At 71.8% G+C, this 18703-nt stretch carries 23 protein-coding genes; 18 read left to right on the top strand and 5 right to left on the bottom strand.

Annotated features, from left to right (window positions below):
• Positions 1-10 precede the first annotated feature (10 nt).
• The 11 genes from FPT20_RS16165 (at position 11) to FPT20_RS16115 (ending at position 9690) form a co-directional block, all read left to right on the top strand.
• Positions 11-403: a flagellar basal body rod protein FlgC gene (locus FPT20_RS16165; RefSeq protein ID WP_158867194.1), complete on the top strand. Its 393-nt coding sequence runs from the start codon at positions 11-13 to the stop codon at positions 401-403.
• The gene (gene fliE, locus FPT20_RS16160) at positions 403-711 is read left to right on the top strand and encodes a flagellar hook-basal body complex protein FliE (RefSeq protein ID WP_158867192.1); all 309 of its coding nucleotides are present in this window, start codon (positions 403-405) and stop codon (positions 709-711) included. The genes FPT20_RS16165 and fliE overlap by 1 nt, the downstream gene beginning before the upstream one ends.
• The gene (gene fliF, locus FPT20_RS16155; RefSeq protein WP_158867190.1) at positions 711-2312 is read left to right on the top strand and encodes a flagellar basal-body MS-ring/collar protein FliF; all 1602 of its coding nucleotides are present in this window, start codon (positions 711-713) and stop codon (positions 2310-2312) included. The genes fliE and fliF overlap by 1 nt, the downstream gene beginning before the upstream one ends.
• Positions 2309-3322 carry a flagellar motor switch protein FliG gene (gene fliG, locus FPT20_RS16150; protein ID WP_158867188.1) on the top strand — a complete coding sequence of 338 codons (1014 nt, stop codon included), beginning with the start codon at positions 2309-2311 and terminating at the stop codon, positions 3320-3322. The genes fliF and fliG overlap by 4 nt, the downstream gene beginning before the upstream one ends.
• Positions 3312-3920, top strand: coding sequence for a FliH/SctL family protein (locus tag FPT20_RS16145; RefSeq protein WP_158867186.1), 609 nt, complete (start codon positions 3312-3314; stop codon positions 3918-3920). The genes fliG and FPT20_RS16145 overlap by 11 nt, the downstream gene beginning before the upstream one ends.
• A complete protein-coding gene (locus FPT20_RS16140; RefSeq protein WP_158867184.1) occupies positions 3917-5230 on the top strand; it encodes a FliI/YscN family ATPase in 1314 nt (437 codons plus the stop codon). The genes FPT20_RS16145 and FPT20_RS16140 overlap by 4 nt, the downstream gene beginning before the upstream one ends.
• Complete coding sequence (locus FPT20_RS16135) at positions 5230-5664, top strand: flagellar FliJ family protein (RefSeq protein ID WP_158867181.1); 435 nt, start codon at positions 5230-5232, stop codon at positions 5662-5664. Before FPT20_RS16140 ends, FPT20_RS16135 begins: the two co-directional genes overlap by 1 nt.
• The gene (locus tag FPT20_RS16130; RefSeq protein WP_158867179.1) at positions 5661-6389 is read left to right on the top strand and encodes a C40 family peptidase; all 729 of its coding nucleotides are present in this window, start codon (positions 5661-5663) and stop codon (positions 6387-6389) included. Before FPT20_RS16135 ends, FPT20_RS16130 begins: the two co-directional genes overlap by 4 nt.
• 1082 nt (positions 6390-7471) lie before the next feature.
• Positions 7472-8017, top strand: a complete 546-nt coding sequence (locus tag FPT20_RS16125; protein WP_158867177.1) for a flagellar hook-length control protein FliK — start codon at positions 7472-7474, stop codon at positions 8015-8017.
• Positions 8018-8030: 13 nt separating this feature from the next.
• A complete protein-coding gene (locus FPT20_RS16120; RefSeq protein WP_158867175.1) occupies positions 8031-8480 on the top strand; it encodes a flagellar hook assembly protein FlgD in 450 nt (149 codons plus the stop codon).
• A gap of 31 nt (positions 8481-8511) precedes the next feature.
• Positions 8512-9690: a flagellar hook protein FlgE gene (locus tag FPT20_RS16115; RefSeq protein ID WP_158867173.1), complete on the top strand. Its 1179-nt coding sequence runs from the start codon at positions 8512-8514 to the stop codon at positions 9688-9690.
• Here the strand turns inward: FPT20_RS16115 and FPT20_RS16110 are convergent.
• Complete coding sequence (locus FPT20_RS16110) at positions 9680-10087, bottom strand: arsenate reductase ArsC (protein WP_158867171.1); 408 nt, start codon at positions 10085-10087, stop codon at positions 9680-9682. The genes FPT20_RS16115 and FPT20_RS16110 overlap by 11 nt on opposite strands.
• Positions 10088-10376: 289 nt before the next feature.
• Here FPT20_RS16110 and FPT20_RS16105 point away from each other — a divergent pair, with 289 nt between their 5' ends.
• Entirely contained in the window at positions 10377-10727 is a 351-nt protein-coding gene (locus FPT20_RS16105; RefSeq protein ID WP_158868306.1) for a metalloregulator ArsR/SmtB family transcription factor, read from the top strand.
• A 224-nt stretch (positions 10728-10951) separates the two neighbouring features.
• The gene (locus tag FPT20_RS16100) at positions 10952-11701 is read left to right on the top strand and encodes an ABC transporter permease (RefSeq protein WP_158867169.1); all 750 of its coding nucleotides are present in this window, start codon (positions 10952-10954) and stop codon (positions 11699-11701) included.
• 54 nt (positions 11702-11755) lie between these two features.
• Here FPT20_RS16100 and FPT20_RS16095 read toward each other — a convergent pair whose 3' ends face one another.
• Positions 11756-12307 (bottom strand): DUF1003 domain-containing protein, encoded by a 552-nt coding sequence (locus FPT20_RS16095; protein WP_158867167.1) that lies wholly within the window; start codon positions 12305-12307, stop codon positions 11756-11758.
• A gap of 272 nt (positions 12308-12579) precedes the next feature.
• Here FPT20_RS16095 and FPT20_RS16090 point away from each other — a divergent pair, with 272 nt between their 5' ends.
• Both FPT20_RS16090 and FPT20_RS16085 read left to right on the top strand, forming a co-directional pair.
• Positions 12580-12924 carry a ribbon-helix-helix domain-containing protein gene (locus FPT20_RS16090; protein WP_158867165.1) on the top strand — a complete coding sequence of 115 codons (345 nt, stop codon included), beginning with the start codon at positions 12580-12582 and terminating at the stop codon, positions 12922-12924.
• Between the two features lie 50 nt (positions 12925-12974).
• On the top strand, positions 12975-13175 hold the full coding sequence (locus tag FPT20_RS16085) for a hypothetical protein (RefSeq protein ID WP_158867163.1): 201 nt from the start codon (positions 12975-12977) through the stop codon (positions 13173-13175).
• 10 nt (positions 13176-13185) lie between these two features.
• On the opposite strand, the gene FPT20_RS16080 is transcribed toward FPT20_RS16085, so the two are convergent.
• The 3 genes from FPT20_RS16080 to FPT20_RS16070 are packed head-to-tail and all read right to left on the bottom strand — an operon-like array spanning position 13186 to position 15159.
• Positions 13186-14028, bottom strand: a complete 843-nt coding sequence (locus FPT20_RS16080) for an OmpA/MotB family protein (RefSeq protein ID WP_158867161.1) — start codon at positions 14026-14028, stop codon at positions 13186-13188.
• 1 nt (position 14029) lies between these two features.
• Positions 14030-14836, bottom strand: coding sequence for a motility protein A (locus FPT20_RS16075; protein ID WP_158867159.1), 807 nt, complete (start codon positions 14834-14836; stop codon positions 14030-14032).
• A gap of 2 nt (positions 14837-14838) precedes the next feature.
• Complete coding sequence (locus FPT20_RS16070) at positions 14839-15159, bottom strand: flagellar FlbD family protein (RefSeq protein ID WP_158867157.1); 321 nt, start codon at positions 15157-15159, stop codon at positions 14839-14841.
• Positions 15160-15374: 215 nt separating this feature from the next.
• Between FPT20_RS16070 and FPT20_RS16065 the strand changes: the two genes are divergently transcribed.
• The 3 genes from FPT20_RS16065 to fliN are packed head-to-tail and all read left to right on the top strand — an operon-like array spanning position 15375 to position 18686.
• Positions 15375-17027, top strand: a complete 1653-nt coding sequence (locus FPT20_RS16065) for a thiamine pyrophosphate-binding protein (RefSeq protein ID WP_158867155.1) — start codon at positions 15375-15377, stop codon at positions 17025-17027.
• A 51-nt stretch (positions 17028-17078) separates the two neighbouring features.
• Positions 17079-17960, top strand: a complete 882-nt coding sequence (locus FPT20_RS16060) for a flagellar motor switch protein FliM (protein WP_158867153.1) — start codon at positions 17079-17081, stop codon at positions 17958-17960.
• 3 nt (positions 17961-17963) lie between these two features.
• On the top strand, positions 17964-18686 hold the full coding sequence (fliN, locus tag FPT20_RS16055) for a flagellar motor switch protein FliN (protein WP_158867151.1): 723 nt from the start codon (positions 17964-17966) through the stop codon (positions 18684-18686).
• The last annotated feature ends 17 nt before the right edge of the window (positions 18687-18703 follow it).

Here is an 18703-nt window from a genome sequence, read left to right as displayed (position 1 = left end):
GGGATCGCACATGACTTTCGACGCCATCGGGATCGCGGGGACGGGCCTGACCCTCCACCGCCACTGGCTGGACGCCATCTCGGACAACATCGCGAACATCAACACGGCCAAGCCGACGAGCGGCGCCGCCTTCCAGGCGCGCTACATCGTCGCCCAGGAGGGACCGGGCGACTCCGGCGCGTACGTCGCCGGCGCCTCGTACGGGAGCGCTCAGGGCCGCATGGTCTACGAGCCCGACAACCCGGTCGCCGACGCGAACGGCTACGTGCGCTACCCGGACATCGACCTGTCCGAGCAGATGGGATCCCTCATCATGGCGCAGCGCGGCTACCAGGCGAACGCCGCCGTGGTCGACCGCGCCAAGGAGACGTACCAGGCCGCTCTCCAGATCGGGAGGAACTGATGCCCATCCCAGCGATCGGCGCCGTCTCGGCGGTGTCGCCCCTCCCCGCGGGCCCTGCGGGTCCGTCCGCGGTGGGTGGCGCCGGCGGCACGTCGTTCTCCGATGCGCTCACCGGCGCCGTCGACAACCTCCAGCAGCTGCAGGGGACCAGTGACAAGCTCGCGATCCAGGCCGTGACCGGGAATCTGGACGACATCCACCAGGCGACCCTCGCCTCCACCCGGGCCCAGGTGACCCTCGAGCTCGTCGCCGGCGTGCGCAACAAGGCCGTCGACGCGTTCAACGAGATCATGCGGATGCAGGCCTGATGCCGCAGCAGGTGACCAGCTTCCTCCGGCGGCTCGGCGACACGGTCCGCGGCTTCTCGGTCGCCCAGCGGGTGATCGCGATCATCGGCGTCGCGGTCGTGGCGCTCGGTGTGACCGGCATCGCCCTCTGGGCGTCGCAGCCGACCTACACGCCGCTGTTCTCGGGACTGCAGGCGGCCGACGCCTCGAGCATCGTCGACCAGCTCCGGACGGACGGCGTGCCCTACCAGCTGACCGACGGCGGCGCGACGATCCTCGTGCCCCAGGAGAAGGTCTACGACGAGCGTCTCAAGGCCGCGTCGGCCGGCCTCCCGGCATCGACCACCGGCGGCTACTCGCTGCTCGACAAGATGGGCGTCACCTCCTCGGAGTTCCAGCAGTCCGTGACGTACAAGCGGGCCATGGAGGGGGAGCTCGCCAACACGATCTCGGCGATGAAGGGCGTGAAGACCGCGTCCGTGCGGCTCGCCATCCCGCAGGACTCCGTCTTCGTGGCGGACAAGAAGGACCCGACGGCGTCGGTGTTCGTCGAGACCCAGAACGGCGTGACGCTGACCCCCGATCAGGTCCAGGCGATCGTGCACCTCACGAGCGCGGCGATCACCGGCATGAAGCCCACCGATGTGGCCGTCGTGAGTGCCGACGGCACCGTGCTGAGCGCGGTGGGAACCGGGGCGACCGGGGGAGCGGACAAGCAGGCGACCGACTACGAGACCCGCGTCAAGACGGCCGTGCAGGACATGCTCGACAAGGTGGTCGGACCGGGGAACGCGACGGTCGCCGTCGCTGCGGACGTGAGCACCGAGTCCGCCCAGCGCACCGAGGAGTCGTACACGACCCCGACGAACGCCCCGTCGCTCAGCGAGACCACGCAGAAGGAGACCTACACGGGCACCGGCGGAGGCTCGGCCGCCGGCGTGCTCGGTCCCGACAACATCGCGGTGCCGAACGGAGGGAACGGCAACGGCTCGTTCAGCTCGGAGTCGGCCACGAAGGACAACGCGGTCGACAAGGTGACCGAGCAGCGAACGATCCCGGCGGGTGCGGTCACCCGCCAGACCGTCTCGGTCGCGCTGAACTCCGACGCCATCGGGAGCGTCAGCACGGCCGAGATCCGCAACCTCGTCGACGCCGCCGCGGGCATCGACCTCCAGCGCGGCGACTCGGTGAGCGTCGAGACGGTGCCGTTCAGCAAGGCGGGCGCGACGGAGGCGGCCAAGGCGCTCCAGGAGGCGAAGGACGCCGCCACGGCGGACCAGCTGACCGCGATCGTCCGCACCTCCATCATCGCGGCCGCCGTCCTCGCGGCGCTCGTCCTCGTGCTCGTGCTGGTGCGCCGGAGCCGCCGCCGAGCGGGGGAGGAGGCGATCGAGGGTCCCGAGCCGACGCTCGCCTTCGAGGCGACGCCGTTCCCGCTGCCCCTCCAGCAGGCCGCGCCCACGGTGCCCATGCAGCTCGACCCCCTGCCCGACGCCGGACCCGACGCGGAGGAGGTCGCCGCAGACCGTCGCCGCGCCGAGATCGAGGCGCTCGCCGACCGCGATCCGCAGAAGACGGCGGAGTTCCTGCGCAGCCTCATGGATGATCGGGCATCGGTATGACGGCGGCCCCGCTGACCGGCGCTCAGAAGGTCGCCGTGGTGCTGATGAACATGGATCAGCAGCGCGCGGCCCAGGTGATGAAGCAGTTCTCCGACGCGGAGGCGGACGAGATCACCGCTGAGATCCTTCGCCTGCGACGCGTCGACGCCGCCACGGCGGAGAGGGCGATGAGCGAGTTCCACGACCTCGCGACCCGGGGCGCTCTGAGCGCGCGCGGAGGACGCGACGTGGCGGTCGGCCTGCTCGAGGCCTCGTTCGGCGCGGAGCGGGCGACGGGCGTCCTGAACCGGGTCGCCTCGAGCCTCGCCGGCAAGCAGTTCGAGTTCCTGGACGCGGTCGAGCCCGGCCAGATCCAGATGCTGCTCGCCGGCGAGCTGCCGCAGACCTGTGCGCTGGTACTCGCGCACCTCCGCTCGGACCACGCCTCCCGCGTGCTGACCGGGCTGGACGAACAGGCGCGGACCGAAGTGGCGCACGCGATCGCGACGATGGGCTCGCCGAGCCCCGACGCGGTGCGGGTGGTCGCAGACACGCTCAAGCAGCGGGCGAGCGCCGTCGTCGCCTCCCGTGCGGCCTCCGATCGGGTCGGCGGCATCCAGCCGCTCGTCGACATCATCAACCGGGCCGATGCCGCCACCGAGAAGGCCCTGCTGGAGGCGCTGGAGCGGCGCGACGCCGACCTCGCCGAGGAGGTCCGCTCGCGGATGCTCACCTTCGACGACATCGTCCGGCTGGAGGCGCGCGACGTCCAGCAGGTGCTGCGCGGCGTCGACGCCGCCGTGCTCGCGGTCGCCATGAAGGGCGCATCGGCGACGGTGGCCGAGGTGATCACCACCAACCTCTCGGAACGCAACCGCGAGATCCTCGAGGACGAGGTCCGCATGCTCGGCCCGGTGCGCCTGTCGCAGGTGGAGGACGCCCGAGCCGAGATCGTGCGCTCGATCCGCGACCTGGAGGCGAGCGGAGCGATCACGGTCCAACGGGGCGACGAGGACGCATATGTCGAATGAGGCATACTTCGCCCCGCTGACGGTCCCCGTGCTGGCGGAGACCGATCACGAGCGCGCGGTCGGCGCCGCGGCGCGGTCGCGCGGGTACGCGGCCGGCTACGCCGACGGACGCCGGAGCGCCGCCCTCGAGCAGGAGCGCTGGCTGGCCGCTGCGCAGAAGGCGCAGACGGAGGAGGCCGCTGAAAGGGCCGCGCAACTCGCGGCGGCGGTCTCGACCCTCCACGCCGCGGCGCGGGGGCTGCGGGATGCGACGCTCCCGGTCCAGGCGGACGTGGAGGCGTCGTTGGTCGCGGCGGCTTTCGATCTTGCCGAGGCCGTGGTCGGCGCCGCACTCGTGGATGAGCTGGCGGCAGCGCGTGCCGCTGTCGCCCGGGTCATCGAGGCGGACGCCGAGGGAGCGGTCGCGGCGATCCGCCTGCACCCGGCAGACGCCGATCTGCTCGACGACGTCCTGGAAGGAGTTCATGCCTCTCGAGGCATGCTGGTCGTTCGTGATCCCTCCATTTCCCGTGGGGACGCGATCGGAGAACTGCCGGGAGGGTGGCTCGATGCCCGCATCGGTGCCGCACTCGAGCGGTCCAAGGCGGTCCTCTCGTGACCGCGACGCTTGCACAGTGGGACACGGCGGTGCGCGCGGCGAGACCCGAACGCGTCGGCCGCGTCGCCGCGGTGGTCGGGCTGGGGGCCGAGGTGGAGGGGCTGGCCACGGCGATCGGAGACGTCGTGGTCATCGGCGACGAGACCCGGGTGCACGCCGAGGTCGTCGCTGCTTCCGCAGATCGGCTCCGCGTGATGCCCTACGGACGGCTGACGGGTATCGCAGCGGGAGCGCCGGCGCGCGCCGTGACGGCGCCGCTCCTCGTCCCGACCGGCTCCGGGCTCCTCGGGCGCGTCATCGACGCGCTCGGTCGCCCCGTCGACGGTCACGGACCCGTCGCCGCCGACGGCTTCGTCCCGCTCGACAACCGGGCTCCGGACGCGATGCGGCGCGCGCGCATCCTGGAGCCGCTCGGCCTGGGCGTCCGGGTGCTCGACACCCTGGTGACGACCGGGCGCGGGCAGCGGCTCGGGCTCTTCGCCGGGTCGGGCGTCGGGAAGTCGTCCCTGCTGTCGATGATCGCCCGGGGCACCGAGGCCGAGGTGTCGGTGATCGCGCTGGTGGGGGAGCGGGGCCGCGAGGTCAGGGAGTTCCTCGAGGACGACCTCGGCCCGGAAGGCCTGGCGCGCTCGGTCGTCGTCGTCGCGACCTCCGACGAACCGGCGGTCATGCGCCTCCGTGCGGCCTTCGCCGCCACCCGCATCGCGGAGTCGTTCCGCGACCGGGGGGCGCACGTCGTCCTCATGATGGACTCGCTGACGCGGGTGGCGATGGCGCAGCGCGAGATCGGGCTGTCGGCGGGCGAGCCGCCCGCGACGCGAGGCTACCCGCCCTCGACGTTCTCCCTCCTGGCGCAATTGCTCGAACGCGCGGGCACCGGCGAGACCGGCTCCGTCACCGGGCTCTACACCGTCCTCGTCGACGGCGACGACCACAACGAACCGATCGCCGACGCGGCGCGGTCCATCCTGGACGGTCACGTGGTGCTCGACCGGCGGCTGTCGGTCGTCGGGCACTTCCCCTCCGTCGATGTGCTCGGGTCCATCTCGCGCCTGGCGTCCCGGGTCACCACGAGCGAGCAGCGGGCGACGGCGACGGCGCTGAGGAGCATCCTCGCCGCCAAGGTCGGCGCGCAGGACCTCCTCGATGTCGGCGCCTACAAGCCGGGCACGAACGCCAAGGTCGACGCCGCCGTCGCGCACGCCGACGCGATCGACGGGTTCCTCCGCCAGGGCATCGGCGAGCCGGCCCCGGCCGCCGAGTCGTGGGGGCGGCTGGGGGCTCTCGTCTCGACACTGGGAGGTGCGTGATGACACGAGGATTCGCACTCGCCGGACTTCTCCGGCTGCGGCAGATCGAGAAGGACCACGCGGCGAGCGACCTCGCCGCGGCCAACGCGTTCCGGCGCGACGCGGGGGAGCGGCAGGCGCGCGCCATCGCCGCCCTGCACGCCCTGCCGGCCGAGGCTGCGGACGCCGGGACGCTGTTCGCGCTCGCCGCAGCCCGCGCCTCCACCCGCAGCATGCTCGGCGACCTGAACGCGCTGACCGCGCAGGCGGAGCAGGAGGTGCAGCGCGCACAGGGTGCCTTCACCGAGGCGAAGAAGCGGGCCGTCGGTCTGGAGAAGCTCGAGGCGCGGCACGACGCGGAGGTCGTCGCGGGGCAGCTGGCGACCGAGCAGGCGGCGATCGACGAGATCGCCACCGGATCGTGGCGGCGAGCCAGGGAGGCGGGGGAGGCATGACGATCGCCGATGCGGTGGGCAGGATCGCGCAGATCCAGGCCGCGATCGTGCAGCTCGACGGGCTGGGCAAGGCCGCGACCGCCACCCGGGGTACCGGAGCCGCCGGCGCGGCTGGTGCGCCGGGAGGGACGGACTCGGCGAGCTCGTTCGCCGAGGCGCTGACGGGCGCGCTCGGCGCCTCCGGCCTCGGGGGAGCCGCGTCGGTCGGCGGCGTCGGCGGTGCGGGCAGCGGCGCCGGTGTGACGGGCGCCGACGTCGTCGCCGACGCGAAGAAGTACCTGGGGGTGCCGTACGTGTTCGGCGGGACCAGTGCCTCCGGCCTCGACTGCTCGGGGCTCGTGCAGCGGGTCTTCAAGGACCTCGGGATCGACGTCCCGCGGCTCGTCTCGGGCCAGTCGACGGTCGGCACCGAGGTTCCCTCGCTCGCGCAGGCTCAGCCCGGCGATCTCATCGTCACCAATGGAGGCGAGCACATCGTCATCTACGCCGGAGACGGGAAGGTCATCCACGCGCCGAGCGAAGGACGGACCGTCAGCCTCGTGAACAACTGGATGAAGGACTCGGACATCGTCACGATCCGGCGCGTGGTGCCGACGGCGCCGCAGGGTGCGTCCATCGCGTCGGCCGCTTCCGCCGCACTCGCCTCGGCGGGGTCGGCCTCCACGGCCCAGGCCGACACCATGCGCGCCCTGTTCGCGTCCCTCCTGCAGGGGAGCTCGCTGTGACGGCGGCCATGCCGGCGGCTCCGGCCACTGCGACCCCGGCCGGAGGACTGCGACCGGTCACGCCGGGGAGCCCTGCGGCACGGGGGCGGAGCGACGCGTTCGGCGCGGCGCTCGACCGTGCGGCCGATCGCGCGTCCGATCGCGCGTCCGACGGCGGGGCCGCTCTTCCGGGCAACCGGGAGCCGGATGCGGGACGCTCTCACGCGGTGGACCGCAAGGAGCCGGGGCGTCCACGCGAGAGCGAAAGGGCGGAGGGACAGCCCGGCGCCGCAGCGGATCAGGGCACGGCAGGCACGGAAGGCGCGGTCGTCGCCGGTGGTGCCGGTGGTGCTGGTGGTGCTGGTGGTGCTGGTGGTGCTGGTGGTGCTGGGACGGGCCCCGTGGCCCCCGGAGCCGACGCGTCCGGTGCCGGAACGGCCACGGTCGTCGCGGCTTCCGGAGCGTCTTCGGCACCCGCGGCCGGGGGCGCAGACGTACCCGCGGGCCCTGCGGGTTCGTCGAACGCGCAAGGCGCCGACAAGCCAGCGGTCGCGGGGCCGGTGGCGTCGGGCGAGATGGTGCTGAGTCTTGGAGCGTCCGGGACCGCCGACATGGTTCCGGGTGGGAGGAGAGATGTGGCAGCGTCGGCGGCCGCGGTCGGGCGTGCTGACGCGACAGCCGGCGCGGATGCGCAGGGCCTTCCCGCCGCCAGGACGGGTGCCGCGCCGGCGGCGGCCCGTTCCGCAACCGCGCCGAGCGGCCCGATGTCGACGGTCGCGTCAGCCGTCGCCGCCGCGCCCAGCACGGTGCCCGTCGCGGCCGCGTCGACGAGCGCAGCGTCGGCTGTCGCTGCTTCGACAAACGGAGCGCCTGCCGGGGCCGCCTCGACCGTGCTCACCGAGTCCGCGCCGGCCCAAACGCCCTTGGGCACCGCGCCTGCAGCTGCCGCAACTTCCACCCCCTCGGCCGCGAATCCTGCAGCATCGCCGATTGGAGCTTTCGAACCGGGAGTCTCCTCGCCCGGCAACCCGACACTCGCCGCATCAGAGTCCGACGCGGCCTCGCGTTCCGACCGCGCGGCGACTGCCGCCTCCCCCTCGGCTGTGCCCGAGCCCGCGGCCGCGTCGATCCCTCCCGCTGTCGCCGTACCCCCGGCCGCGCCGTCGGCGCCGACGAGCCCAGCCACCCACACAGCGCCGTCGAACACCCCGACCGCATCGCCGAGCCTCCCGTCGCAGCTCGCGCGCCCTCTCTTCACGCTCGCCGCCGCGGGCCGGGGCGAGCACGTGATGACCGTGCACGTCACGCCCGACAACCTGGGCCCGGTGACCGTCCGCGCGCACGTCGGAGGCGAAGGCGTCCGGGTGGAGCTGTTCGCGCCGACCGACGCCGGGAGGGACGCCCTCCGGTCGATCCTCCCGGAACTCCGACGCGATCTCGGCGGCGCCGGGCTCAGCGGCACGCTCGACCTGTCATCGCAGAGCCACCCGGGAGCGGAGCAGCAGGCGCCCGGAGAGCGCCGCCCGGACTCCTGGGCGGCAGCCGAGCCGGCGCCCGAGAAGCGCTCCCTCCCCGCGCCGCCCGCAGAACCGACCAGGCCCGCCGCTTCCGCGGACGGGATCGCCCGCACCATCGACCTCATCGTCTAGAAGGGAGCCCGCCGTGGCCGTCGACCCCGTCACCGGGACGGATTCCGCCTCCACCGGAGGGATCTACTCGACCCCTCCGACCCGCACGCCGAAGCAGTCGCTCGACAGCGAGGCCTTCATGCAGCTCCTCGTGACGCAGCTGCGCAACCAGGACCCCAGCTCGCCCATGGACACCAACCAGATGATCGCGCAGACCACGCAGCTGGCGATGATGGAGAAGCTCACGAGCATGGACACCACCAACCAGGAGGGGTTCGCCCTGCAGATGCGGCAGGCCGCGGCCGCGCTCGTCGGCCACACCGTGAGCTACCTCGACAAGAACGGCGCCACGCAGACCGGCGCCGCCACTTCCGTCTCGTACGCCGGGTCCGTTCCCGTCGTCACGGTCGGCGACCAGAAGATCGCCCTCGACTCCGTGCTCGGCGTCGTGTCCGCAGCCGCGACCGTCCCCGCGGCCTCCTGACCTGCACCACCCTCACCGAAAGGCAGTCACCATGCTCCGCTCCCTCTACTCCGGCATCTCGGGCCTCCGCTCGCACCAGACCATGCTCGACGTCACCGGCAACAACATCGCCAACGTCAACACCACGGGCTTCAAGGCGTCGGCCGTGCAGTTCGAGGACACGCTCTCGCAGCTCGTCAAGGGCGCCGGCGCGCCGCAGACGGGCACCGGGGGCACCAACCCGGCTCAGATCGGACTCGGCGTGCTCGTCGCGGGCATCTCGACCAACTTCACCCAGGGTGCCGCGCAGTCCACCGGCCGCGCCACCGACATGATGATCAACGGCGACGGCTTCTTCGTCATGAAGTCGGGCGGGGAGACTGTCTACAGCCGCGCCGGCTCGCTCGACCCGGACGCGCTCGGCCGACTGGTCGGCCCGGGCGGGGCGATCCTCCAGGGCTGGAACGCGGTCAACGGGGTCGTGCAGCAGGGAGGCGCGCTCAGCGACATCACCATCCCGCTGAAGTCCGTCACCCCTGCCACCCAGACCACCGCGGCGACCGTCGCGGGCAACCTGCCGGCCGACGCGGCAGACGGCGACCAGCTCGTGCGCGACGTCTCGGTGTTCGACGCGACCGGCGCCTCCCGCAAGCTGACCCTCACCTTCACGAAGGCGGGGAGCACCTGGAACGTCGCGGGCGCGGATTCGCTCGGTCAGACGGGGACCTCGGCGGTGACGTTCCAGTCGAACGGAACGTTGGCGCCTCCCGCGCCCGTCCTCTCCGTGGGCGGCGTCGCGGTCGACCTCTCCACCCTCACCGGCTACTCCGGCGTCACCTCCGTCGCGTTCAAGGATCAGAACGGCAAGGCGGCGGGAACCCTCGAGTCGTTCACCCTCGACAAGGACGGCACCATCACGGGCCTGTTCTCGAACGGGGACAAGCAGGCGGTCGGCCGCATCGCCCTCGCGACGTTCGTCAACCCCGGCGGGCTCGAGAAGGCGGGAGGCTCGACCTACCGCGCCACCGTCAACTCGGGCACCGCGCAGCTCGGGGGCCCCGGCGAGGACGGCCTCGGCTCGCTGCAGGGCGGCTCGCTCGAGATGTCGAACGTCGACCTGTCGCAGGAGTTCACCAACCTGATCGTCGCTCAGCGCGGCTTCCAGGCGAACGCCCGCATCATCACGACGTCGGACGAGGTGCTTCAGGAGCTGACGAACCTCAAGCGATGAGCTCGCCGAGGAGCGCCTCCACGCGGCGCTTGATCTCGTCGCGGATGGGGCGCACCTCGTCGATCGGGCGGCCGGCCGGGTCGGTGAGCTCCCAGTCCTCGTAGCGCTTGCCCGGGAAGACCGGGCAGGTGTCGCCGCAGCCCATGGTGATGACGACGTCGGACTCCTTGACCGCCTCGGTGGTCAGGATCTTGGGCGTGCTGCCGGCGATGTCGATCCCCTCCTCGGCCATGGCCTCGATCGCCACCGGGTTGATCCGGTCCTTCGGCTCGGAGCCGGCGGAGAGGACCTCGACACGGCCGCCGGAGAGTTCTCGCATGAAACCGGCGGCCATCTGCGATCGGCCGGCGTTGTGGACGCAGACGAAGAGGACGGTGGGGCGGGCGGTGTCGGTCATTGTTCTCCGGGGCTGGGTCGGGGGTGTTGGGTCTCGGGACTCGGATCTGGAGCTCGGGGGCCGGGCCTGCTGCCGCAGCGCCGGCGACGCGGGGCCGCCGCCCGGGGGCGGACGACGGCCTCGTCGCCGTCAGCAGCACTCGGGCGAGCACGAACCGTCGGGCAGCACCTGGCAGTCGTCGCTGTCGCAGCATCCCATGATCATTCTCCCTTCTCCATCGACGCTTGTCGATGAACACATCGTGAACGCATACATTGACGGTTGTCAATATATGGGCGAGAATCGGGAGGTGGCGATCACCGAGCTCCTCCCGTTGCGCGACCTCCAGGCCTGCTGCGCCCCGATCACGAAGGAAGTGATCAGCGAGGAGAACGCGGTGTCCGTCGCGCGGGCGATGAAGGCCCTCGCCGACCCGGCCCGGCTGCGCCTCCTCTCGATGGTCGCCGCCCACGACGACGGGGAGGCCTGCGTCTGCGACCTCACCGAGCCGCTCGGGCTCTCGCAGCCGACCGTGTCCCATCACCTGAAGATCCTGGTCGAGGCCGGTTTCCTCAGTCGCTCCAAGCGCGGGACCTGGGCGTACTACCGGCTCGTCCCGGGGTCGCTGGATGCTGCGTCGTCGTTCCTGGGGTCCGTTTAGGCGGCGGCTGAGGAGGGGCGTCCTGCGTGGCTCGATGCTGCGCCGTTCCTCGCTCCGGTGTACGCGGCGGTAGGGGAGGAGGGTTTGCCCGACGCGCCGTGAGTCGTCGGGGAGCGGAGGTGCGGACGCGAGGTATGTGCTGATCGTTCCTCCTTTAGCGACAGGCCGGCGGCGGCATGTGCGGGAGGCGTGGCCGCCGAGCCGGGGCGGCATAGGGTCGGAGGGTGCCGATCCTCCGTGAGCTGGCGCCGACCGTGCTCGGCGTGGCTGTGCTCGCGCTCGTGGCGACCGCCGTGCTGGCGGCCTACCGCGTGCCGCACCGGTGGGCGCCCGCGCTCGCGATCCTGCGGGGCGCGGCCCAGCTCGCCGTCATCAGCGTCGTGCTCGCCGGCGTCATCACGAACCCGGTCTGGGTCGCCCTCGCGCTGCTCGTGATGTTCAGCGTCGCCGCAGCGACGGCGACGCACCGCATCGGCTGGTCGCGCGACCACGCCCTCATGATGGCTACGGCCATGAGCACGGGCGTCGTCGTGGCCTTCTCGGTCGTCTTCTTGACGGGCGCGATCCAGTTCTCGGCCCGCTACGCGCTGGCCATCGGCGGCATCGTCATCGGCAACTCCATGAGCATCGCCACCCTCGCCGGCCGGCGCTTCGTGGAGGCGGTCGACGACCACTGGGAGGAGGTGGAGGGCTGGCTCGCCCTCGGCGCCACCCCGCGCCAGTCGACCATCGAACAGGCCCGCACCGCGGTCTACTCGGCGCTCATCCCCTCCGTCGACCAGACGAAGACGACGGGATTGGTGACGCTCCCGGGCGCCTTCGTCGGGGCGATCTTCGGCGGGGTCTCGCCGCTGGAGGCAGGGCGGTTCCAAGTCGTGGTGCTGGCGGCCATCATGGCTGCGGGGTCGATCACCGCCGTCATCGTGGCGAGCTGGCTGGCGCCGGTCCGGGTGCGACCGGCGCGGCTGCGCTGAGCCGCCGACCTCATCCGCCGGGTGGATCTGGGCATCCGTGCGCTGAAGCGCGTGCTAGACGGCGGTGTCGGGCGCACCGTCCGACGAGGAGCCGGCCGGAAGCATCCGGGCGTGCATCTCCTGGGTGAGTCGGTGGATGGTGCGCGTGAGCTCGGTGTTCTCTTCGAGCAGCTTCTGCTGGACGGTGTAGTCATGGTCGGCCTTGGCTTGCTGGAATGCCGCCTGGCGGTTCTGCCCGATCATCACGAACGTCGAAAGGAAGATCGCCTCGAGCGAGACGATCAGTGTCAGCGTCGGCCAGGGGCTCTTCTCGAAGACGAGCATCCACACCGCGAAGAGCGCGATGTGGAGGTAGACGAACATCATCGACCCGGCGAAAGCCGTGATCGCGTCCGCGATTCGTAGCTGGAGGCTCGCGGCGCGGCGCTCGGCCTCCGAGAGGACCGCCGGGTGCAGCTTCTCGTGCGGGGCGTTGGCGAGCAGGCGGCTGGGCCTGAGGAACGGGCGGCGGGGCGCCGGTGCAGGCGCGGAGGCGGTGACCGCGGCACCTGTGCGTTGCGGGGTCGGGGCTCCGGACGCTCCGGAAGGGGAAGACGGCTGCGACATCGATCTGCTCCAGGCACGCGGCGGGCCCGTCCCGCCGATGATGTGAGCGTACTGCGCAGGTTTGGCCGGAGCGGGCTATCCGATACCCCGCGTTCCTCATGGGCCTCTTGCTGAGGGTGGGCATCAATGTGGAGGCGAGAAGAGACTTGTGTAGTCCATTAGGGAGTTGTGTACTACACTAGTGAATCATGTAGCCGATCGCCTGGGCCCGAAGCGCAGACAAACATGATGTGGCTCAAGATTCTCAACGAGGCGAAAAGGAGGTTGGGCGAGTGAACCCGAAACTGAGCAAGGCCGACGAAGAGCGGTACGCTCGCGCGGCCGAGTGGGCGGAGAGCATCGAGGAGATTCCCGCCGACGCGAACGTGGTCGACGCGACGGTCAACCAAGACGGGCGACGCCTGATGGAGGACCTGCTTGGGTCACCGGAGGCGGTGGAACGCGCCATGGGCCGACCGAGTGTGGATGGGAGCATGTCGGCAGGCCACTCACCTGTTCGGCAGGTGCGATTGTCTCGCGAACTCGATGACCTTCTCACAGCACGGGCACAAGCGGAACATCGCAGGAGGAGTGAGATCATCCGCGAAGCTCTCGACACCTACCTCCGGAGCGCTTGAGGACAACCCGCCGAAAGTGTGCTGGGGCGAATAGCTAGGAGTCCGTCCTCATGCGTGAAGCGGAACCGGGTGACTCGCAGGGGATCGTAGACCTGGCGGTAGCGGCCGCGCTCACGGTGGAGACCTCGGGGACGCCGAGCTTCGCTGCCGCGCGGGCCTTCTACGAGCGTTGCGGCTTCGCCTCGGTCGCGTCGGTGCCGGACTACTGGGAGGGCGGGGACAGCCTGGAGCTGTACTGGAGGCGCTTGTGAGGACCTCGGGTCAGCGCCCCGCGGCGCCCGCGGCGGCGGGCGCCGACGGCGCGGCGGGCGGTGCGTTGAGGGCGTCCGGGATGAGCTTCCGCACCTGGTCGGGTTGCGCGGACAGCACCACGACGTCCACGCGCCGGTTCTGGGCGAGGTCGGCGTCGGTCGCGCCCGTGTGGCCCGCGATCGGGCGGGCGGCCCCGTAGCTGACGGCGGCGATGCGCTCCTGAGGGAACCCGTTCGCCTCCACCAGGTGCCGCAGCACGCTGGTCGCGCGGCCGGCGGAGAGCTCCCAGTTCGTCGGATACGGCGCTCCGGGCTGGCGGAAGTCGGCGTGTCCCTCCACGGAGACCTGATAGCCCAACGGGGCGATCACCGGGCCGATGTCGTTGAGCACCGCGACGGCCTGGGCGCTGAGCTCGGCGCGGTTCGAGTCGAAGAAGGTCGAGTTGCCGACCAGGCCGATCGTGAGGCCGCGCTCGTCGATGCGGAGCTGGACGGCGTCCTGCAGGCCGTCGTGCGTGAGCGCCGCTTGGATCTGGTCCTTCAGGTGCTGCAGGTTCTGCGCCTCCTGCTGGGCCAGCGCGAAGTCCGTGGTGTTCGACTGATCCTCGACGTGAGCGGGAGGGACGACGACGCCCGTCGCCGTGTCGATCTTCTGCGTCTTCACCTCGCCGAAGCCCGTCGCGAGCGAGTTCTTCAGCTGCTCGAACTTCTTCGCGTCGACCGTCGACATCGCGAAGAGCACGATGAACATGCACATGAGCACGGTGACCATGTCCATGTAGGAGGCCATCCAGCGCTCCTCGTTCTCGTGCTCCTCCGGCTCCTCGTGCCTCCGGCGCCGACGGGCGGACACGTCAGGCCGCTTCTTCGACGGGAGGCTTGGCCGCCTTGAGGGTCTTGGCCGGCTTCGCCTCGCCGCTGTCGGGGATCATGGCCCGCAGCCGCTCGCCGAGCAGTCGCGGCTGGCTGCCCGCCTGGACGGCGAGCACCCCCTCCATGAGGAGCGTCATGCGCTCGACCTCGAGCTCGGACAGCCGGCGCAGGCGCGCCCCGATCGGGAGCCACAGGAAGTTCGCCGACAGGAGGCCCCAGAGCGTGGCGACGAAGGCGCTCGCGATCATCGGGCCGAGCTCCGACGGCTTCGCCAGGTTCTCGAGCACGTGCGTGAGCGAGACGACCGTGCCGATGATCCCGATCGTCGGGGCGTAGCCGCCCATGCCCGAGAAGAACTTCGCCGCGACCCGGTCGGTTCGCGAGCGGGTGGCGATCTCATCCTCGAGCAGCACGCGCAGCTCATCGCCGTCGGTCCCGTCGGCGATGTTCTGGAGCGCTCGCTTGAGGAACGGGTCGTCCACGGCGTCCGCCTCCTGCTCCATGGCGAGCAGGCCGTTCGCCCGCGCCTTCTCGGCAAGGCCGACCACCTGGTCGATCACCTGACCGGGCGCCTGCGTCTTGCCGCGGAACGCTCGCGGCAGCGACTTCACGGCGACGAGGAAGTCCTTCACCGTGCCGCTCGCGATCCCCACGGCGATCGTGGCGCCGAAGACGAGCACCATCGGGGCGGGGATGAGCAGCGCGCTGAGCTTCGCGCCCTCCATCGTCACCATCGCCACGACGGAGCCGAAGGCGAGGACGATGCCGATGATCGTTGCCGGGTCCATGTCTACTTCTTCCGTGCTCGCAGGGGGACGGCGCGAGCCTCCTGGTGGGGCGCGTCCGCGCCTCCCGCCCCGACCGGGGCGACGAGCCCCAGCTGCGGTGCGGCGAGCGGACGGGGGCCCGACGCCGGGAGGTCGTGCGCGAGGGAGATCACGCGCGCCCGGTATGCGGCGATCTTCTCGATCACCTCCGCCATCGACTCGGTGACGATGAACTTCGCACCGTCGACCATGACGAGGGTGGTGTCCGGACTCGCGTGGATGCGTTCGATGAGGTCCGGGTTGACCGCGAACTGGGTGTCGTTCAATCGGGTGACGACGATCATGGGCGAATCCTGGTCTCGGCTCCGGGTGAGCCGTCACCGGGGCACTATCGGCCCCGACCGGTCCGCCGTAAGGGGGACCGCGCTAGGATGGGCGCGTCCGGCCGCCAAGCCGCACCGCCGGTGCTCGAAAAATGGGCACGAAGCCGCCCGCGTCAGCGCGGTGGGCGAGACACATACGGAAACCGCCCCCTCCGTCTGTCTCGAAAGGCCCCGCCATGCCGAGTGTCTCCGCTCACGTCGCCGCGACGATCGCCTCCCACATCACGCACGTCTTCGGGGTGATGGGGAACGGCAATGCCTACTTCCTCGACGCCCTCGAGCGCCAGAGCGGCGTCGAGTACTGCGCCATGCGGCACGAGGGAGGCGCGGTCGTCGCCGCCGACGCCTACTTCCGGGCCTCCGGGAGGCTGGCCGCCGCCACCGCGACGTACGGTGCCGGGTTCACGAACACGCTCACGGCGCTCGCCGAAGCCGTGCAGGCCCACGTGCCCCTGATCCTCGTCGTCGGGGACGAGCCGACCTCCGGTCCCCGTCCGTGGGACGTCGACCAGATCGCCCTCGCGGCGGCCGTCGGCGCGCGGACGTACACGGTGGGCCGAGCGGACGCGGCCGCCACCACCGCGATCGCCGTCGAGCACGCGCTGACGTATCGGGTGCCGACCGTGATCGCCATCCCGTACGACGTGGCCACCCGGGAGGCGGGACCGGTCCCCGAGGCGCCGCGGCCGGTCGTGCCCGGGCCGCTGGCCCCCGCGGGGGCGTTCGCCGAAGGCGCCGTGCGCGCGGCCGCGGGGATGCTCGCCGAGGCGGAGCGCCCCTTCCTCCTCGCGGGACGCGGCGCTTGGCTGGCGGGGGCGGGGGAGGCGCTCGGCGAGCTCGCCGAGGTCACGGGCGCGCTGACCGCCTCCACCGCGCTGGGCCGCGGCGTGTTCCCCGACGAGCGGTACGACCTGGGTGTGACGGGCGGCTTCGGCGCGGAGGGGGCCATGGCGCTCGTCAGGGAGGCGGACGTCGCCGTCGTCTTCGGCGCCTCCCTCAACCAGTTCACGATGCGCTTCGGCGAGCTGTTCGCGCCCGGAACCCGCGTGATCCAAGTCGATGTGGCGCCCGCGGCGACGCATCCCCACGTGGGCACCTACCTGCGGGGCGACGCGCGCGTGGTCGCGGAAGCGCTGGTCGCGGACCTGCGCGGGCGCGGGTCCGTCCCCTCCGGGTGGCGCTCGCGCGTCGAGCTCGGCCACGTCCGCGACTACGACCGCGGCGAGGGCCTCGCGGCCGACGGCCGGCTCGACCCCCGGACCGCGGCCTCCCGCATCGCCGACCTGCTGCCCGAGGATCGCGTCGTGGTCTCCGACGGCGGTCACTTCATCGGCTGGGCCAACATGTTCTGGCCGGTCGCCTCCCCGGACCGGATGATCATGGTCGGCACCGCGTACCAGTCCATCGGTCTCGGCTGGCCGAGCGTCCCGGGCGCCGCGCTCGCCCGGCCGGAGTCGACGATCGTGCTCACCACCGGCGACGGCGGCGGCCTGATGGCGCTGTCCGACCTCGAGTCGGCGGTCCGCGTGGCGGCCGGACGCGGCATGGCCGTGGTCTGGAACGACGCGGCGTACGGCGCGGAGGTGAACCTGTACGGACTCAAGGGGCTCGCCGAGGAGCCGATGCTGATCCCGGAGGTCGACTTCGCGGCGTTCGCGGGTGCGGTGGGGGCGGAAGGCGTGGTCGTGCGCACGCCCGAGGACCTGGAGGCGCTCGCCGCCTGGACCGCGCGGCCGGTCGACGAGCGGGCGTTCCTCGTCCTCGACCTGCGGGTGTCAGGCTCGGTGATCGCGCCCTACCAGCACGAGATCATCCGGGTGAACTCGTAGGGGTCGTCTCCATCGCTTACGGGTGCGCGTCTCGTGCCGATAGTGCCGTTCGTGACCCTGCTCGACGCCTCCGCGGACACCACCGAGGCACCGGTCTACGACTTCCGGCGGCCGACGACGCTCGCGCGCGAGCACTCGCGCGTGCTCGAGCTCGCCTTCGAGACCTTCGCCCGCCAGTGGGGAACCCAGCTGACGGCCAAGGTCCGGGTCCTCAGCCAGGTGGAGTGCCTCTCCGTGCAGCTCCAGACCTACGACGAGTACGCCGCCTCCCTCCCGGCCACCACGGCCATGGTGCTGTGCGAACTGGGCGGTTTCGCGCCGAAGGCCGTGATCCAGTTCCCGACGGTCGCGGCCCTCTCGTGGGTCCACGCGATGCTCGGCGGCCACGGGCTCCCGGAGGTGGGCGAGCGCACCTTCACCCAGATCGAGCACGCGCTGGTCCGGCGGCTGATGGACGACGCCCTCGAGGACCTCAGCTATTCGCTCGGCGGGATCCTCGTCGCGCCCATCGAGGTGGACGCGATCCAGTACAACTCGCAGTTCGCGCAGGCCGCCGCCACGGCGGAGCTGATGATCGTCGCCGGCTTCGAGCTCCGCGTCGGTGAGAGCTCGGCGCGGGCGACGGTCGCCCTCCCGGCCGCCGTCCTGCTCCCTCAGCTGGGCGAGACGAACCCGACCCACAGCACCGAGAACGCCCGGGAGCTGATCGATGCGCAGTTGGCGCGCGTGCCCGTCGAGGTCGCGTTGCGCCTCGCCCCCGCCACCGTCCGGCCGAGCACCGTGCTCGGGCTGGCCGTCGGCGACCTGCTGCGTTTCCCGCACCCCGACCACCGCCCCTTCGACCTCACGGTCGGGGGCGTCCCCGTCGCCGGCGCGGCGCTGGGCTCCAGCGGCTCGCGTCTCGCCTGCGTGATCGTCAAGACAGAGGACTGAACGATGAGCATGACCAGCACCGCACCCGCCTCCGGCCTCTCGCTCGGACAGGCCCAGGCCGCCGCGGAGGCGCTCGTCGCGGTTCTGCCGACGGGCGCTCCGCTCGCACCGCTGCTCGAGAACGGTTCGGCCGTCGGCCCGGCGGCCGCATCGGCGGTCGTGGCCAGCTTCGTCGGCGCCGTGTCCGCCGACCTCGCGGTGATCCTCCTCGAGCCGCCGACGCTCGTGGACGACGGCGCCGAGGGGTCGCCGGTGGTCAGCCTCCAGGATGTGCTGCAGCCCGCCCTGGAGGCGGCGAGCGACACGTTCGGGGCGGGCGTGCTCGACGATGCCCGCATCGAGGACGCGGGTCAGCTCTTCGCCGACCCGGCCACGACGGTCTTCGCACTCACGGGACCGGCGGGCACCGCCGGATGGTTCGCCGTCCGCGGCCGCGCGGTCGTCGCCGGCCGGCCGGGCTCGGGAGGCGCCCTCAGCGGCAAGCTCGCGCGCATCAGCAACGTCGAGATGGCGTTGACCGTCGAGATCGGCCGCACCCGGATGCCCGTGCGCGACGTGCTCGCCATGGAGCCGGGCGCCGTGATCGAGCTCGACCGCTCCGCCGGCTCACCCGCCGACGTGCTCCTCAACGGCCGCCTCATCGCGCACGGCGAGATCGTCGTCGTGGACCAGGACTACGCGGTCCGCATCACGAAGATCCTCGACGCGGCCGAAGAGCTCGACTGAACGCGAAGCAGCACGGG

Source organism: Leifsonia sp. AG29 (genome assembly GCF_009765225.1).
GTDB lineage: Bacteria > Actinomycetota > Actinomycetes > Actinomycetales > Microbacteriaceae > Leifsonia.
The sequence above is the reverse complement of the archived record's forward strand: the minus strand, read 5'-3'. Positions and strand labels throughout refer to the sequence as shown.